This window comes from Nostoc sp. 'Peltigera membranacea cyanobiont' 232, assembly GCF_002245985.1.
In the GTDB taxonomy this organism is placed as follows: Bacteria; Cyanobacteriota; Cyanobacteriia; order Cyanobacteriales; family Nostocaceae; genus Nostoc.
This window is the reverse complement of the sequence record NZ_NOLK01000014.1, coordinates 75,767-92,255: the sequence shown is the minus strand read 5'-3', so window position 1 is coordinate 92,255 and position 16,489 is coordinate 75,767. Positions and strand designations below refer to the sequence as shown.

The following is a 16,489-nucleotide window of genomic DNA, read 5'->3' as shown; positions in this document are numbered from 1 at the left end:
ACTTTCTGAATAAAAACGTCAGTACAAGATGATAAAATATCGGCGCTTATTTGGTTAGCAATAAATTCAAAATCTTGGTTTGTTAATCCCCGTGCAGTATCGCCACTTAAGTTAATAGAAATAGTCAGAGTTTGAGGATTGCTGGAATAATTTTCATTATCTACTTCTTCTAGTTCATCTTCTACTATACCTAGATTAAACTCTTTAGTCCAAGCTGGAAACTTTTTACCCGTTTGTTGTCCGTAAATTTTCACGCTTTCAATAGATGCAGCCCCTAAACCAGTTAAACCTTTGCGGATAAATGCAACTAAAATTTGCTGATTTGGTACTTGGGCAGATTCTAGCGTTACCTCTAACCAAGCATCTTGAAAGGCAACTTTTGCAGCGATCCCTTTGGGGTGTAGGTGGCGGTTCATCAGAGATGCGATCGCTTCTACATCTCCCTGTTTTGCAAGTTCCAGAATATTTGGCTGTGTCATAACCACTAAAAGGGAAAATCTAGGAAAATAAACTTATATTCTTAGGATTCCCTCTTCCCAGCCTTAAGTAACATTATGATGCAAAATATCAACTAGCTTGGGTTAAAATATTTAGTATAAAGATAGTCTTTCACATACCTTTGTAAAAAAGATATTTTCCCTGGTTCAACATCTGTTTTGCCCTAGCCCAATTAACAGGATTAATATTAATCAGTTTAATTCCAATTTTAAATATGAAGATTTATCAAGATCGTGCTTGGCCCTCAACGCTAGAGGAAGCCATAGTTATCCAAGAAAAGCTGCGAGATCGAGTAATTACTGAAGACAAACTACGAGAACCGATCCAGTATGTTGCTGGAGTGGATATGGGTTTTGAAGCGGATGGAACCATTAGCCGTGCAGCTGTGGCAGTACTGAGTTTTCCTGATTTGCAAGTAATTGAGACAAGCCTAGCACACCGTCCTACGACCTTCCCTTATGTTCCTGGGTTCCTCTCGTTTCGGGAAATACCAGCTGTCCTTGATGCCCTAGAAAAGATTACAACAATACCAGATATCATTTTGTGTGATGGTCAAGGAATTGCTCATCCTCGTAGATTAGGTATAGCTTGCCATTTAGGGTTACTGATAGATATGCCAACAATTGGTGTAGCCAAGTCCAGATTGGTAGGTAAGTATGAGGAATTGCCTGAAGCCAAAGGCAGCACGCAACCACTGATATATAACGGTGAAACCGTTGGGGTTGTTTTGCGATCGCGCACAGGGGTAAAACCTCTGTACATTTCTTGCGGTCATCGAATTAGTTTACCAACAGCAATTGACTATGTATTACGCTGCACGCCAAAATATCGGCTGCCAGAAACTACACGCATCGCTGATAAACTAGCGTCGGGAAAATAAAGCTTGTTGAAGTTTTTTCTAAATACTTGCTTACACCTACGCAATCGTGTTAGGAATCGCACAGAAGAAAGTTGAAGTAGCTAAATACCATTTACGAAGTTAGAACAATGAACGCACTAACTTTACACTGGCACGATTCAGGCCAAAATAAAACTCAGAACATTTACGAACAACAGCCAAGTAAAAATCTTGGCACTATCCGCATTGGTCGCGACCCCCTCCGGTGCGATATTGTTTTGAGTCACCCCACTGTCTCTGGTTTGCACGTTGAAATATTTTTTCATCACCAGCAACAGCGCTTTTATATTAGGAATTTGCGATCGCAAAATCCCCCTCTGATCGATGGACGGCAATTAGTTCAAGGTGAAATGCCTTTAACTGATGGCACTAGTATCTCTTTGGGACAAATACAACTCAACGTTTCTAGCATTTCCACAGGTAGCATCCCAGCAACAGTTTTGATGCCACCCCATCCACCAGTCCATATCGGACATCACCATCATTCACCAACACCGCCAGGAGTTTATGGCTTAAAATGTCCCAAATGTCATAAAGTTTCCCCAGGAGAAAATCTACAAATTGGCTGTCATTGGTGTGGGACATCTTTGGCTGCGGCTGTGAGTGTCTTGGTAGCACCGGGTAGTTAGGGAATATGAAGGGGACAAGGAAAATAATCATGTCCAATGACAAACGACCAATGACAAACGACCAATGACAAATGACAAACGACCAATGACAAATGACAAATGACAAATGACAAATGACAAATGACAAATGACAAATGACAAATGACAAATGACAAATGACAAATGACAAATGACAAATGACAAATGACAAATGACAAATGACAAATGACAAATGACCAATGACAAATGACTTACAAATCCAATTAAGTTGGGAAGAACCAGCGACGGGAGAACGGCGAGAACCAAGGTTGAATATGCCGATCGCTTTTGGTCGAGAATTCCCTCGCTTACCTGCTGAACTTAGGGGAGTGCGCGTTTCTCGGATGCTGCTTAACAGCAGTGAAGTTTCTCGCTACCATGCCCTAATTGACTGGGAACAAGACCATCTGGTAGTCATTGACCAAGGCAGCGTTAACGGTGTGTATGTCAATGGCCAACCACAAACGCGCAGTGTTTTGGCTAATGGCGATACGTTGCAAATTGGCCCCTATCTAATCACTGTTACCTTTGCTGCTAGCGCCTCTGCACCAGATACTAGCCCCCCTTCAACGATTCACTTCAACGTAAATACCAATCTTCCAGACCCCAGGTTGCCTGTAGCCCAGCCGCTAACGCCCTTGGCAAGTAATTTCCCGCCACTGGCGTTTCAGGCGGAAAACGTCACTGTGCAAGCGCTTTATGCTACAGGACTATCAGTAGATGAATCTGATTATCTAGCGATCGGGGCGGGATTGGGTAGCTTTGTTTGGGCTGATTTGCTGCGGCTTAGTGGTGTGCGTCCTGACAAGATTGTAGCTTTGGGATTAGAGGCGGAACCTTATGCTCGTTACAAACGCCTTTGTTTGAATTCGCAAATTCCCTTATATGAAAGACTGCGATCGAATTCTGACTCTTGTCCTGATAATATTTGGGGCTGGCCTAGTTATGCCTTGCGTGAGGCTTGGCACGATTGCACTAAGGGACAGATAAATTCAGCATTTAAGTATTTGTGGCAAGTGTTTGCAGAACCAACATTTGCCGAAACTTATACACCCCGTGCGGGTAACGTCTTTGATTCCATAGACAGGGAGGCGAAGCGTATTGGTTGGAATCAAATTTATCGCTATGGACGAGTTAGGGCAATTCGCAAAACTGATGATGGCAGATATTGCGTAGCCTATTCTCGCGCCCCAGGAGATTATGCTTTTTTAGTTAGTCGTTATTTACATTTAGCTACTGGATATCCAGCAATTCAGTTTCTTCCTGATTTGCAAGCTTATAGAGAAAAATATCAAGATTTTAAATCTGTCGTCAATGCTTATGAAGCCCACGATCATGTTTATGAGCAACTAGAACGACAAGGTGGTACGGTATTGATTCGTGGGCGGGGAATTGTGGCTTCGCGGATTATTCAACGCATTTATGAAGCCAGAAAGCGAAATCGGAATATTGCAGTTTTGCATTTAATGCGATCGCCTAAACCTCAAGGTAACAAATTTCAAAATACCCAGCGCCTAGTCAAAAATCATTACGAATTTCAACCCTTTAACTGGCCGAAAGCCTGTTGGGGTGGCGAACTCCGGGCAATGTTAGAAAAAGCCACCCCCGATGAACGCAAACGTTTATTAGCAGACTGGGGTGGAACTACCACCGCCGACCGTCGGGACTGGCAGCAAATTACTGCCCAAGGCATCAGCGAAGGCTGGTATCAAATTACCTTCGGAGAGGTTTTGGATGTAGAACGAGATGCCCAAAACCGGACTATTACCCATATCCGAGAACAAAGCTTTGGGGAAATAAAATTGCTAGCTGATTTTATTGTTGATGCTACTGGACTGGACGCTAAGGTAGATGCCAATCCTCTAATAGCAGATTTGGTGAAAAATTACAATCTCCCAGTGAATCACTTGGGAAGATTGACTGTAGCGAACAATTTTGAATTAGTAGAAATGCGTAGTGGCAAAGGTCAAATGTATGCTGCTGGGGCTATTACTTTAGGTGGCCCTTATGCCGCAGTTGATAGTTTTTTGGGCTTGCAATATGCTGCATTAGTCGCCGTTGATGGACTCGCCGCCACCCGTGCGCCTGGAGTTCATCGTTTGAACACTATAAGTTCCTTTAGGCAGTGGTTGAAGTGGGTGTTAAATCAATCACCTTAGTTTAAGGAGGCAGGAGGCAGTAGAAATAGAGTATTTATCTGGCTGTTTTGAGTAGCAAATCCCAACGTCGAGGATAAAAGGTGCAACTTCGAGGATAAAAGGTGCAACGTCGAGGCTAAAAGGCTCAACGTTGAGGATAAAAGGTGCAACGTCGAGGCTAAAAGGCTCAACGTTGAGGATAAAAGGTGCAACGTCGAGGATAAAAGGCTCAACGTTGAGGATAAAAGGCTCAACGTCGAGGCTAAAAGGTGCAACGTTGAGGATAAAAGGTGCAACGTCGAGGTTAAAAGGCTCAATGTCGAGGCTAAAAGGTGCAACGTTGAGGATAAAAGGCTCAAGTGACGATTTCTACGACGGGCTACGCTTATGCACAATTCTTGCTCTCTGATATTATGAGTGAAATCGGGGGTTAGAAACCGCGTCTATACAGGCAAAACCCGCCTGCGCGGGTTAAAAAAGCTTGATTTTGTATTAGCCCACGGAGGTAAGCTCTGTTTGTGTAGCCGCGAATTCCATTCGCCTTGGCTCTAAGTTTACTACTTCTTTTTTTCCCTTGTTGGACTTACCATTACAGGCACTAAAGTTTTAACTAAACCTGTAATCGCCACAATCACAGAGGCAATTCCCCCAATGGACAATGAAGTTAAAATTGCCGCCGCGAGAATAATTTCAGTAGGGCTGTCTCCGTTTCGCATCCAAGTAGATGGATTCTCCACTGATGTTGGCGAGGCGGGGATTAATTGCGAAGTTTGGGTGGTTTGATTGGAGTTGACTGGAGTTGTTAAGGCAGTTTTCATGGCTAAACCTCTTCTAAATGTTTCTATGCAAATCGTATTTCTGCCAGAAGAAGAGGAGATTCCCTAGACATGGAGACAAAGTAGAGAGAAGGTAGAAATTAAGTAGAATCGAGAAGAAATCTCACAAGCTGTCTATGCAATGGGCTGATTTTCTAGCCAATGAAGCTGCTACTAATAGGTTATCCCCAGAGCAAACGGCAGCTTTTGTAGAGCGTTTGAAGACTGGAAACTCAGGAAAGAGTGAGGCAAAACTTGCCAGTGAATTAAACATTGGTGCGGCTGCGTTGAAAAAGCGGATGACTGAGGTTTATGATAGCTTCGCCAAGAGTTGTCCTGAATTAGCCACTTCTAATAGTCGGGGTAAGCTGGAAAAGTTACGGGCTTGCCTGACAAACAAATATAATGGCGGGCAAGATGCCCACCCCACAATTAAACAAAATTATGAAAATATTCCCCCTGCTGTTCCATTAGAAAGATTTGTGGGACGTGAGGCGGAACTAGAAAAACTGCACCAGCAATTACAGACATCTCGGCAAGTTGCGATTGTAGCTGTGGCGGGTATGGGTGGAGTAGGCAAAACTGAACTTGCTACCCAATACGCCAAACAGCATTTGCAGAATTATCAAGGTGGGGTTTGCTGGTTATCAGCACAGGGAATAGATGTCGGAATTCAGATTCTCAGGTTTGCCCAATTGAAATTTAAACTCATTGCACCGGACGATTGGGAATTAGCAGATAGGCTGAAGTACTGCTGGCAGAATTGGGAAAAAGGTGAAGTGCTGCTGGTGTTTGATGATGTCACCGACTACAAAAAACAGGTTCAGCCTTATCTACCCCCAGAATCACCCCGGTTTAAAGTATTGCTGACAACGCGCCTGGGGTTTGATAGAACTTTGCCGCAATTACCTTTGGGCGTTCTCAAACCATTGGCGGCGATGAAATTATTAAAATTGCTGGTTGATAGAGAACGAATTAAAAGCGAACCTTGGGTTGCGAGAGAAATTTATAAATTCTTGGGATATTTGCCTTTGGCGTTAGAGTTAGTGGGGCGATATCTGGATACAATGCCAGATTTGTCTCTGGAAAAACTGCTGAAGCGGCTAGAAAAAAAGCGGCTGGAACACGAAGCAATCGCCAAAGCTAACCCATTGATGCGTTATGAATATGGTGTGGCTGAAGCTTTTGCATTGAGTTGGGAAAAATTGGATGAAAATGCACGCTTTGTTGGCTGTTGGCTAAGTTTGTATGCTTTGGCTGATATTCCTTTTTCTGTTGAGATGATAAAAGATGAAGAAACACAGGAACTCTGGGAGAAAGCTATAGCTGAGTTGCGGAAACTGCATTTAATACAACGCCAAAGTAAAGGAATTTATCGTCTACATCCACTGATTCGGCAATTTTTCCAAATGAAGTTGGATGAGTCAAGTGAGGCGGATAAGGTGAAAACCAACTTTACAGCGCAGATGCTAGAGGTGGCAAAGCAAATTCCTCAACAGCCTAACCGTGAAGATATTTTCAACCTCACTCCACATATTCCCCACCTTGCAGAAGTTGCAACTCACCTATCCCAATACCTCAGTGACGAGGATTTTACTTGGCCTTTAACAGGCTTAAGTCGGTTTTATAACGGTCAAGGACTTTATCAGCAAGCAGAACCTTGGTACAAACTATGTGTAGAGGTCACTGAAAATCGTCTTGGTTTAGAACATCCTGATGTCGTTACTAGCCTGAACAATCTCGCAGTACTTTACGTTTCTACAGGACGCTACAGCAAAGCTGAATCCCTGTATCAGCGAGCTTTGGAACTGAGCAAACGCTTACTGGGAGACAACCATCTTGATGTTGCTACTAGTCTGAACAATCTCGCAGGACTTTACGAATCTACAGGACGCTACAGCGAAGCCGAAACCCTGTTTCAGCAAGCTTTGGAACTGAGTAAACGTTTACTGGGAGGCAACCATCCCCATATTGCCAATAGCCTGAACAATCTCGCAGTACTCTACCGTTCTACAGGACGCTACAACGAAGCTGAATCCCTATTTCAGCAAGCTTTGGAACTGAGAAAACGCTTACTGGGAGACAACCATCCCAATGTTGCCAATAGCTTGAACAATCTCGCAGAACTCTACCGTTCTACAGGACGCTACAGCAAAGCTGAACCCTTGTTTCAGCAAGCTTTGGAACTAAGCAAACGTTTACTGGGAGACAACCATCCCAATGTTGCCAATAGCTTGAACAATCTTGCAGAACTCTACCGTTCTACAGGACGCTACAGCGAAGCCGAACCCCTGTTTCAGCAAGCTTTGGAACTGAGAAAACGTTTACTGGGAGACAACCATCCCCATATTGCCACTAGCCTGAACAATCTCGCATTACTCTACCGTTTTACAGGACGCTATAGCAAAGCTGAACTCCTGTTTCAGCAAGCTTTGGAACTGAGCAAACGCTTCCTGGGAGACAACCATCCTCATGTCGCTAATAGCCTGAATAATCTCGCAGAACTCTACGGTTATACAGGACGTTACAGCGAAGCCGAACCCCTGTTTCAGCAAGCTTTGGAACTGAGCAAACGTTTACTGGGAGACAATCATCCCGATATTGCCATTAGCCTGAACAATCTCGCCACACTCTATTATTCTACAGGACGCTATAACGAAGCCGAATTGCTGTTTCAGCAAGCTTTGGCAATTTGTAAGCAGACTTTAGATGTAGATCATCCCGATACAATAAGGGTTTGGGAAAATTATGCAATATTTTTAGCAGAAATATATCGCTAACGATCGCACCCTTTCTCACAAAATTGATGCCACACAACAGTTGTAGTTCAAATTTTAGCAGCGATCGCCCCTCTGTAACTTCAAAAGGCGATCGCTTAGGAACGCAAATTTAATAACGTGCAATTCTTATTTAACTTGGAATGGTGCGTTACGCTCCGCTAACACACCCTACTTTTGCATTTTATTTAATCCACATTCCTTACTATGTCTCTCAAGAGACGCTGCATTGCAACGTCTCTACACACCTCAGCAATAACCTTAACTAAACGGTAAGGAATTAAGAATTTTGCAGAGTTCTTGCCTAAGTGATGGCTTAGTTAAGGGAATTTAGCGTGATTTCATTCAACAACTGTTACTGAAGCCCCTTCATTTGATGGAGGGATACCTGGTAACTCCAGACAGTATCCAGCACCATACACTGTTTTGATATAACGGGGGTGGCGAGGATCTGGTTCTAGCTTGGTTCTCAAGTGGCGAATATGGACTCGAATCGTTTCAATGTCGTCATCGGGATCGTAGCCCCAAACTTCTCTGAGGATTTCACTGGGAGAAACTGTTTGACCGTGGCGTTGTAATAAGCAGTGAAGTAGCTCAAATTCCAAGTGAGTCAATTTCACCGTGTCATTGAACCATATTGCCTCAAATCTTTCGGGAACGAGAGTGAGTGAACCATAGTTCAAAATCTCACTATGCTTTGCTGCTTGGGGAATGCGGTCAGTCCGCCGCAAAAGTGCCCGCACCCGCGCCAGCAGTTCTTCAACTTCAAAAGGTTTAGTGAGGTAGTCATCTGCGCCAGCGTTGAAGCCTTCCACCTTGTCCTGAGTTTGGCTCAAAGCCGTTAACATTAACACAGGAATCTCAGAGGTGCGATCGTCGCGACGCAGGCGTTGGCAAACGGTAAACCCATCTACCCTGGGCAACATTAAATCGAGCATAATCAAGTCGGGCTGTAGCTGGAGAGCCAGCGCTTGACCTTTGATGCCGTCTTCAGCTTGACTAACATCGTAGCCAGCCATTTCCAAGTTGACGGCAACTAGTTCTGAAATCGCTGGGTCATCGTCTATGACAAGAATCCTCGGCATTCTTAAAAAATTATTACTACTTATTAAGGATAAATAACAACCTTTGATAGATACAAAGATTTTTGAAGCAATGATGAAAAAGTTTTTAAATCTTACATAAATATTAAGATTAAATGACTATGAAATCAAGACTCAATTACACGAAATCTTATAGTCTATGATGTGTTATACTCCCCCCTACAATCCGTCTTGGTTTTTACAAAACGGTGTGATGATGACTGTATACGCCGCTTTGTGGGGAAAGCGTCACTGGAAAAGTACTATTCTCTTACAAGAACCGTCTTATCACGAGAAAATCTTTATTGGTGGCCAAGGTGTGCCAATTTTTGGCTTGGTTGCCATCCCGGAAAATGCTCATAGCACGATTATCGGCACTTATGGCATTACTGGAGAATTAAAAACGGAATGGTTTTTGAGAGTGCTAGGGCGTAAAGCTTATGCTCAGGGATACGCTGTGGTGTTATTTGATTGGCGGGCCCACGGCAAAACCGCCGAACTATCCCCGACTCTAACTTCTGATGGTTTGTACGAGGGGGAAGATTTTGTTCGCATCGCCGCCGCCGCTAAAGAAATGGGATGTCCGGGAAAATTTTGGTTTACAGGGTTTTCTTTAGGGGGACAATTGGCGCTATGGGCGGTGAAGGTGGCTGGTGAGGTGATTAGGGAAAATGAAGATTTAGGACTAGAAGATAGCGATATTGGCGGTGGTATGGTGATTTGTCCGAGTTTGGATTCGGAGCGATCGCTATCTTATCTAGTTACAAAGCCCTTGGGCAGATATTTAGAAGCGGGAATTGCCCAAAATTTAAAGAAACTGGCATGGCGAATCCATGATGCTCATCCTGGAAGCCTTGACCCAGCAGCCATTGAACGGGCGAATAGTATTTGGGGTTTTGATAATGAACTGGTAATTAAGCGATTAGGTTTTTCTTCTGTGGAAGCATATTACCAAGCGAGTAGTGCTTTACAAATATTGCCGCAAATCTCGAAACCGACTTTGATTTTATATGCGGCGGATGACCCACTTTTTGACCCAGCTATCATACCGGAATTAGAAGAAGCTTGCGATCGCAATTCCGCAATAGATTTGTTACTTACTCAGTACGGCGGTCATGTTGGCTATTTGAGTAGTAAAAATTGCCAGCGTCAAGTAAAGGATTCCGATCCTTGGTGGGCATGGAATCGGATTTTACAATGGTTAGAGCAACAGCGTAATTCGTAATTTTAAGATCCGGTAGTCCGATTTGTAAAAATGGTATGTGTATTTACGCTAGCGATTATCTGAGTAGGGGATTTCCAAATAAACCAATATTAAGCTAGCGGACGCTGACGTAATTGTGTACGCTCAAAAACTGTAAAATATCCTTCCAAAACCAATCCTTCAACGCTCAACAAATGCAATAAATCCTGTGCTGGTGTTTCCGGTGTTGCAGGAAAGTAGCGAAAATAAACCACGCCCTTTGGCACTGGCATCCGCAGTCTATAAATTAATTAACCATAATATCGGTCAAAAGTCAAGATAATTCTTTCTTAACGTACAGCCCGTTCCAAAACTAGCGAATCTTCTGCACCAGGAGCATCTTCGCTACCATAAGCTACATCATAATCAGCATCCCGCAGGCGTAGCACACTCATCATCGGGAAATTTTCATTTGCTAAAAATCGCATCATGCTGACTCAGATAAAAACGGTAACATATACAAAGATTCATCTCGCATACACTCAGCAACAAATACAAATATAGCTTGCAGAGCTTGTGGTGTTAAAGTTGGATAATTATCTAAAATTTGCTGTACCGTCCAACCGTTAGCCAATAAACCAAGTATGAATTCAACAGATAATCGCGTACCTTTTACAGTTGGTTTACCTAATAATATTTTTTGGTCAGAATGAATGTATTGTTGCCACTCCATAATCACTATTTTTTGATAGCAAAGGTAATAATTAAGATTTTAACTAACTTGTACTGAGCGTACCACTTCGTGGAAGCAAGCTACGCGTAGCGTCTCGTAGAGAAGTCGAAATATTACGAATTACGAATTATCATGAATTTCTGGCTACCTGCACCGACAGATTTAACTTTTTTACCAGATGAGATTCATGTCTGGCGCATAAACCTTGACCAACCAGAACCACAGCTGCAAAATTTAGCAGCAACCCTTTCCAGTGACGAAACATCTCGTGCGGAACGGTTCTATTTTCAGGAACACCGACAGCGTTTCATTGCTGGTCGTGGTATGCTGCGAACTATATTAGGTCGCTATTTGGGTATTAAGCCGTCACAAGTGCAGTTTAATTATCAACAGCGTGGCAAACCAGTATTAGCAGATACATTTGCTGACAGTGGACTGGAGTTTAACTTGTCTCATTCTCAAGGGTTGGGTTTGTGTGCGGTGAATTGCACCCGTCCAATTGGTGTAGACCTAGAATATATTCGCCCGATGTCCGATCTGGAAGCTCTTGCCAAACGGTTCTTTTTACCGAGAGAATATGATATGTTGCGATCGCTATCTCCCAACCAACAGCAAGAGGTATTTTTCCGTTACTGGACTTGTAAGGAAGCTTATTTAAAAGCAACTGGAGACGGACTATCCCAGTTAGAGCAAATTGAAGTGTCGCTCACTCCCACAGAACCAGCCAAGTTACAGATATCTGAAGACTGGAGTCTTTTTGAACTAGTACCTACTAACAATTATGTTGCAGCTGTTGCTGTAGAGAATTTTGGCTGGCATATAAAGTGTTGGCAATATTAATGTTGATTAAGCTCATCTCCTGGGTGAAATAAAAGAGATTTTGCCAACATTATTAAATGACCAATGACAAATGACAAATGACAAATGACAACCTACTTATTTGTCCTCCTGCATATTTCTCACAATTTTTGTCACCAGATTTCTGGGTACAAATCTAACGCTTTTTGCAAGTAGTTTATTCATAAAACCAGGAATGACAATGGTTTTGCCCTTCATTAAGGCGTGAAAACCAATTTCGGCAACTGTTTTTGCATCCATCATCTTCTTGCCCTTGAGTAACTTAGAGTCAGCCATCCCAGTTCGCTCATGAAAGCCAGATTCTGTTGAACCTGGGCAAAGAACTGTCACAGTGACACCAGTACCTTCTAATTCATTAGCGATCGCTTCTGAAAAAGATAAGATATAGGCTTTAGTAGCAAAATAAACTGCCATCAAAGGCCCTGGTTGAAAAGCCGCAGCCGAGGCGACGTTTAATATTTTACCATCACCTTGCTTTACCATCCCCTTCACGAATAGCTTGGTTAAATGGGTGAGACACACCAAATTTACCTGTAGCATTTCCAATTCAGTAGCTAGGTCTGTTTCGTAAAATAATCCATGTATACCAAATCCAGCATTATTTACCAGCACATCAACATTAATATCCGCTTTTTGTAACTCCGTGAAAATTTCTTCAGGAGCTGTTGAGATAGATAAATCCTTAACAATAGTTTTGACAAAATTTCCAAATTTTTCTTGGAATTTAGCTGCAATTTCTACAAGCTTTAACCCATTTCTGTCTACTAAGACCAGATTGTAATCATGAGCAGCAAAAATACATGCTAATTCGTACCCAATTCCACCAGCTGCCCCAGTAATAAGAGCAGTTTTTTTGCTCCGACCTTGATGTGTTGTGTTCATGTAAGAATATTGGTGAATTCAACTTGATGAAGCTGCGTTGCATTTACAGTGGTTCTCGTTCTACAATGAAGTGCGCGTAATACCTGAACAGACGATAAATGTCTTAAGTTATTACCCTTTCAAATGCTTGTGTGATGCGTTAGATAGATGTAGCAATCCAAACGCAAACTTAGGATTTATGCATCTAAGAAGTTGAGCATTAAATAAGTTCGGTTATTTCAAACTGCTAGCGCTGGTTTTTATGAGTAATCAAAAGCCAGTAGGTAAAATCAAACTTTTGTGCCCGACACTAACCATTCTATCCTCGATTGCTTCTGTCAAGAGGTGGATACTAAAAATTTACATTATTGAGCATAAAAAAACAGGGCAATTATCTTGCCTCTGTTGGTGTATCAGTTGTTGCTGGCATCTGAAATATTAGCTATTCAGTAGTACTGTGTTCTAAAAAACATAGACTAAACAAAATTATTTTGTAGGGTGTGTTACGGCTTCCTTAACGCACCAAAAGTATCCGGGATGGTACGTTATGTTCCAATACGGTTCAGTTAAGCAATTTTTTCTTCTCTTTCTTCTCTCTGTGTCCTCTGCGCCTCTGCGGTTCGTTAAAAAAATGACTTTGACAAAGAGTGCTAACCTTAACTGAACCGTATTTTATATGCCTAATACATCCTACACAAGCCGTGAATTCTTAAGCGAGATTCAAGAAACCACTTTGAATCAAGTAGGCCGTATAAGTCATAAACAATTGAGAATCAATTGGAGGACAAGCAATAGAACTACCAGCCAATGCATGAAGAGTATCTTGGCAGCTAATATGGGGTCTTCTAGCTTGTAAATACAAATCAGGAATAGTTAGTTGTTCATCAGACCAGCGTTCCAGCAAAAATGGTCGCAGAGTGTACAAAGGATTGTCCGCAGAAGTCACATTATTGATTAACTCAGATTGCCATTTTTCGTAAGGAATCATTTCAACTGAATAACCAAAAGAGCGTATCCACTCAACTAGCATTTTCAACGCAGCAGGTTGGGGATGTTGTAAATTGAAAGCTTTACCTATAGATTCTTTCTGTCTTGACAGATAAACGATCGCTTTACTTACATAGTCCACAGGTGACATATCCAACATATAATCTACATCAGGGAAATATCCCATTTGTAGACAGCCTTTGGTCATCAGATTGATAAAGTCATGTGTGTTACAAATGCCTGTTTTGCTATCGCCAGAAATCAGTGGTGGTCTGTGGATAGTTACAGGAAGTCCACGGTCACGAGCAATTTTAACTAACTTTTCAGCTACCCATTTTGTTTGAGAATAACCAAGATAAATACCTTCCCAATGATTGAATTCATCCTGTTCTTTAACAACTTTGCCAGCATAAGCTGTGGATTCAAAAACAGCCACACTAGAAACGTAATGTACAGGCTTGACTTTAACTTGACAAGCCAATCTCAAAACTTCTTGAGTTCCTAAAACATTGGCTGCTTTCAGTGCTGAGTATGGAAAAACATAATTCAACAAAGCACCGCTATGATAAATAGTATCAATATTGGTAGCTAAAATTTGAAACTGTTCAGAGCTAACACCTAACAATGGCAGAGATAAATCGCCGACAATCGGAATAATTCTGGAGTTAAATTCTTCCTGCCAAATTGCATATTGTTCTAGATTTTTTTGCAGTTTGCTTTTGCCTTCTTCGGCATTAGCGGCACGCACTAAACAATAGATATCCGCATTAGTTTCCTGTAGCAATTCCCGGATGATAAAGGCTCCTAAAAAGCCTGTTCCTCCAGTTATAAAGATGTTCTTGGGTTCACCCACAAGTACATTAGATGCAGCACCGGGATGGATTGTGGGGTCAAGAACAGCCTCAGCACCTAAATCTAGAACGGAGGGTGCAGCATTGGCATTAGATGCTATCACCTTTGTATCTTGAACTGGCGAACCTTCTTGCACTTCTTCAGCTAAACGCTGTGAAAGAGCTTCAATATTTGGGTAATGCCACAGCAGTAACGGAGATGGTTGAAATCCGAGCAACTTTTCTAAGTTACTGACTAGAATCATTGCTTGGGCTGAATCCAAACCATAGTTTTCTAAATGTTCTTTGACATCTATTTCATCAGTTGCTACTCCTAGCAACTTAGCTAAGTTAGATACCAAAAATATTTGAATATCGTCTGCTGTGAAAGACTGTTTTATAGTCATTTTTAAATCTCCAACAAGGATGTAGAACGAACAGGGTGATACTGACTGTAATAATCAGAAGTTTGCAGTCCTTGAATTTTCAAATTTTGGACGCGATACAAAAAGGCTGCACCAGTCATAATTTGATTGGCAACATCAACTACACCACGATTATTTGGTTCAGACAAATAAGAACCGCGTACCCAGTCATTGAAACCGCCCATTGCCGGGCCACACCAAATTTGATAATCGACTTCTCTACCTTTTTCACCAGAACTAGACCAACGAGAAGATAATCCTAGATACCAGCGAAAAATCAACGCCATTTTCAGTTTAGGATTATTAACTGCTTTCCCAAGTTTCTCAGGATTCTTTTGGGATAAATAAGCCGCAGTTCCTTCCCATACTTCGGCAATAGTTTTGCGAAAAACTTGTTTTTCTAATTTCTCTCTTTCTGCCAAAGGAATCTCTTCAATGGAATCATAAGCGCGATAGAGTTCAAATAATTTCTGCGCTCGCATGGGGAACATTGTACCCCGTTTGAGAACTTGTAACTTGACTCCCATTTCAAACATATCTGCTGCTGGTGCCATTATCATATCAGCCATTTCTGCTTGGGCTAATAACTTTTTGGTATGTTCACAAGCCCCAGATTCAACGCATGATTGATTGATGGAACCGGTCATTACATAAGCAGCACCCATCATAAAGGCTGCTAATGCAGATTGTGGTGTCCCAATTCCTCCGGCTACACCAATTCTAATGGGTGTTTGGTAATGATATTGGGCTTGAATTTCATCCCGCAAGGCAATAATAGAAGGTAACACACAAACCAAGGGACGGTTATCTGTATGTCCTCCAGAATCAGCCTCGACGGTAATATCATCAGCCATCGGAACTTTGGCTGCAAGGGTTGCTTGTAACTCGGTAATTAATCCTTGTTGAAGAAGTTCCTTGAGGATTCTGGCTGGTGCTGGTTGTAGAAATTTAGTCGCAACTTCTCGGCGAGAAATTTTGGCAATGACTTTATTCTTGATTTCAATTTGATTGGCGTTATTTAAACTCAATCCAGCAACACGGTAATAAACAATGTTGGGTGTCAAGTCGAGAAATGCAGATGCTTCTACTGTTCTCACTTGATATTTGAGATATAAATCTACGGCGCGGCGTTCAATTGCTGGTTCATTGGGACTATGAATTAAATTAAAAGCATAAGGCCCTTGAGGTAAAGCTTGTTGAATGCGATTGATGGCTGCTTCCAAACGTTCTGGAGCTAAACCACCTGCACCAAAAGAACTCAAAATTTGCTCTTTTCCGAGTGCAATGACCATTTCTTCGGAAGCAATTCCGCCAGCCATTGCGCCGGTAACGTAGGCATATTTGACTCCATGAGAGGAGAGAAAATTCGGATCTCCAAATTGTTGAATGCGGATTGGGGCTGCAAATGTTAGCAGTTCTACTTGTGCTGTTGTGCCATTATCACCTGGGGATAAATACCCCTCATTAGTGACACCGATTTTTCCGGCAACTTTCACGATGTAGCAGGGTTTATTTAACACCATCAATTTATCTTTGATGGTTTGTTTTTCAAAAGATACAGTTTCTAATGAACCTTTCCAAACTTGGTTTTTGTTATAAGACCAGGCGGAGAAATTAAGACCATTATCGTGTTTACTTAGTACCGTATCTACGGTTGTCACGGCAGTTATCCCTCGGATTACAAACAATGGATGATAAAGTTGAAGGGTTTAGACTCTGTTAACGAACCGCAGAGGCGCAGAGGGCACAGAGTAAGA

At 42.2% G+C, this 16,489-nt stretch carries 15 protein-coding genes; 6 read left to right on the top strand and 9 right to left on the bottom strand.

All coding sequences use genetic code 11. From position 1 onward, the window contains the following. On the bottom strand, positions 1–479 hold a 479-nt coding region (locus CDG79_RS07275; RefSeq protein WP_094341543.1), incomplete at its 3' end, for a hypothetical protein. A gap of 233 nt (positions 480–712) precedes the next feature. Between CDG79_RS07275 and nfi the strand changes: the two genes are divergently transcribed. From nfi to CDG79_RS07260, 3 genes are all read left to right on the top strand, one after another. After that, positions 713–1,378 (top strand): deoxyribonuclease V, encoded by a 666-nt coding sequence (nfi, locus tag CDG79_RS07270; RefSeq protein WP_094341542.1) that lies wholly within the window; start codon positions 713–715, stop codon positions 1,376–1,378. 107 nt (positions 1,379–1,485) lie between these two features. Beyond that, on the top strand, positions 1,486–2,025 hold the full coding sequence (locus tag CDG79_RS07265; protein ID WP_094341541.1) for an FHA domain-containing protein: 540 nt from the start codon (positions 1,486–1,488) through the stop codon (positions 2,023–2,025). A 218-nt stretch (positions 2,026–2,243) separates the two neighbouring features. Then, the gene (locus tag CDG79_RS07260; RefSeq protein WP_094341540.1) at positions 2,244–4,202 is read left to right on the top strand and encodes an FHA domain-containing protein; all 1,959 of its coding nucleotides are present in this window, start codon (positions 2,244–2,246) and stop codon (positions 4,200–4,202) included. 536 nt (positions 4,203–4,738) lie between these two features. Here the strand turns inward: CDG79_RS07260 and CDG79_RS07255 are convergent. Beyond that, positions 4,739–4,999, bottom strand: a complete 261-nt coding sequence (locus CDG79_RS07255; protein WP_094341539.1) for a hypothetical protein — start codon at positions 4,997–4,999, stop codon at positions 4,739–4,741. 134 nt (positions 5,000–5,133) lie between these two features. On the opposite strand from CDG79_RS07255, the gene CDG79_RS07250 reads away from it, so the two are divergent. After that, the gene (locus CDG79_RS07250; protein WP_094341538.1) at positions 5,134–7,776 is read left to right on the top strand and encodes a tetratricopeptide repeat protein; all 2,643 of its coding nucleotides are present in this window, start codon (positions 5,134–5,136) and stop codon (positions 7,774–7,776) included. Positions 7,777–8,114: 338 nt separating this feature from the next. Here the strand turns inward: CDG79_RS07250 and CDG79_RS07245 are convergent, their stop codons facing one another. Continuing rightward, the gene (locus tag CDG79_RS07245; protein ID WP_094331110.1) at positions 8,115–8,858 is read right to left on the bottom strand and encodes a response regulator transcription factor; all 744 of its coding nucleotides are present in this window, start codon (positions 8,856–8,858) and stop codon (positions 8,115–8,117) included. A 157-nt stretch (positions 8,859–9,015) separates the two neighbouring features. On the opposite strand from CDG79_RS07245, the gene CDG79_RS07240 reads away from it, so the two are divergent. Next, the gene (locus CDG79_RS07240; protein WP_094341537.1) at positions 9,016–10,080 is read left to right on the top strand and encodes a YheT family hydrolase; all 1,065 of its coding nucleotides are present in this window, start codon (positions 9,016–9,018) and stop codon (positions 10,078–10,080) included. 89 nt (positions 10,081–10,169) lie between these two features. On the opposite strand, the gene CDG79_RS43485 is transcribed toward CDG79_RS07240, so the two are convergent. From CDG79_RS43485 to CDG79_RS07230, 3 genes are read right to left on the bottom strand one after another with little or no spacing between them, the layout of a single operon-like run. Continuing rightward, positions 10,170–10,331, bottom strand: coding sequence for a hypothetical protein (locus CDG79_RS43485; protein ID WP_223278047.1), 162 nt, complete (start codon positions 10,329–10,331; stop codon positions 10,170–10,172). A gap of 57 nt (positions 10,332–10,388) precedes the next feature. Continuing rightward, the gene (locus CDG79_RS43480; RefSeq protein ID WP_223278046.1) at positions 10,389–10,529 is read right to left on the bottom strand and encodes a DUF5615 family PIN-like protein; all 141 of its coding nucleotides are present in this window, start codon (positions 10,527–10,529) and stop codon (positions 10,389–10,391) included. After that, the gene (locus CDG79_RS07230) at positions 10,526–10,771 is read right to left on the bottom strand and encodes a DUF433 domain-containing protein (RefSeq protein WP_094341536.1); all 246 of its coding nucleotides are present in this window, start codon (positions 10,769–10,771) and stop codon (positions 10,526–10,528) included. Before CDG79_RS07230 ends, CDG79_RS43480 begins: the two co-directional genes overlap by 4 nt. 132 nt (positions 10,772–10,903) lie before the next feature. Between CDG79_RS07230 and hetI the strand changes: the two genes are divergently transcribed. Further along, positions 10,904–11,611, top strand: coding sequence for a 4'-phosphopantetheinyl transferase HetI (gene hetI / locus CDG79_RS07225; protein WP_094341535.1), 708 nt, complete (start codon positions 10,904–10,906; stop codon positions 11,609–11,611). A 96-nt stretch (positions 11,612–11,707) separates the two neighbouring features. On the opposite strand, the gene CDG79_RS07220 is transcribed toward hetI, so the two are convergent. The 3 genes from CDG79_RS07220 to CDG79_RS07210 all read right to left on the bottom strand — a co-directional run bounded on the left by CDG79_RS07220 (position 11,708) and on the right by CDG79_RS07210 (position 16,393). Next, on the bottom strand, positions 11,708–12,511 hold the full coding sequence (locus CDG79_RS07220; protein WP_094341534.1) for an SDR family NAD(P)-dependent oxidoreductase: 804 nt from the start codon (positions 12,509–12,511) through the stop codon (positions 11,708–11,710). Between the two features lie 688 nt (positions 12,512–13,199). Continuing rightward, positions 13,200–14,714: a thioester reductase domain-containing protein gene (locus CDG79_RS07215; RefSeq protein WP_094341533.1), complete on the bottom strand. Its 1,515-nt coding sequence runs from the start codon at positions 14,712–14,714 to the stop codon at positions 13,200–13,202. Positions 14,715–14,716: 2 nt separating this feature from the next. Then, entirely contained in the window at positions 14,717–16,393 is a 1,677-nt protein-coding gene (locus tag CDG79_RS07210; protein ID WP_094341532.1) for a PfaD family polyunsaturated fatty acid/polyketide biosynthesis protein, read from the bottom strand. Between the last annotated feature and the right edge of the window lie 96 nt (positions 16,394–16,489).

Bases quoted from the DNA above. Each gene is read 5' to 3' on its own strand.
- nfi (WP_094341542.1), top strand. From the start codon at position 713: ATGAAGATTTATCAAGATCGTGCTTGGCCCTCAACGCTAGAGGAAGCC.
- CDG79_RS07265 (WP_094341541.1), top strand. From the start codon at position 1,486: ATGAACGCACTAACTTTACACTGGCACGATTCAGGCCAAAATAAAACT.
- CDG79_RS07260 (WP_094341540.1), top strand. From the start codon at position 2,244: ATGACAAATGACTTACAAATCCAATTAAGTTGGGAAGAACCAGCGACG.
- CDG79_RS07255 (WP_094341539.1), bottom strand. From the start codon at position 4,999: ATGAAAACTGCCTTAACAACTCCAGTCAACTCCAATCAAACCACCCAA.
- CDG79_RS07250 (WP_094341538.1), top strand. From the start codon at position 5,134: ATGCAATGGGCTGATTTTCTAGCCAATGAAGCTGCTACTAATAGGTTA.
- CDG79_RS07245 (WP_094331110.1), bottom strand. From the start codon at position 8,858: ATGCCGAGGATTCTTGTCATAGACGATGACCCAGCGATTTCAGAACTA.
- CDG79_RS07240 (WP_094341537.1), top strand. From the start codon at position 9,016: ATGATGTGTTATACTCCCCCCTACAATCCGTCTTGGTTTTTACAAAAC.
- CDG79_RS43485 (WP_223278047.1), bottom strand. From the start codon at position 10,331: ATGCCAGTGCCAAAGGGCGTGGTTTATTTTCGCTACTTTCCTGCAACA.
- CDG79_RS43480 (WP_223278046.1), bottom strand. From the start codon at position 10,529: ATGATGCGATTTTTAGCAAATGAAAATTTCCCGATGATGAGTGTGCTA.
- CDG79_RS07230 (WP_094341536.1), bottom strand. From the start codon at position 10,771: ATGGAGTGGCAACAATACATTCATTCTGACCAAAAAATATTATTAGGT.
- hetI (WP_094341535.1), top strand. From the start codon at position 10,904: ATGAATTTCTGGCTACCTGCACCGACAGATTTAACTTTTTTACCAGAT.
- CDG79_RS07220 (WP_094341534.1), bottom strand. From the start codon at position 12,511: ATGAACACAACACATCAAGGTCGGAGCAAAAAAACTGCTCTTATTACT.
- CDG79_RS07215 (WP_094341533.1), bottom strand. From the start codon at position 14,714: ATGACTATAAAACAGTCTTTCACAGCAGACGATATTCAAATATTTTTG.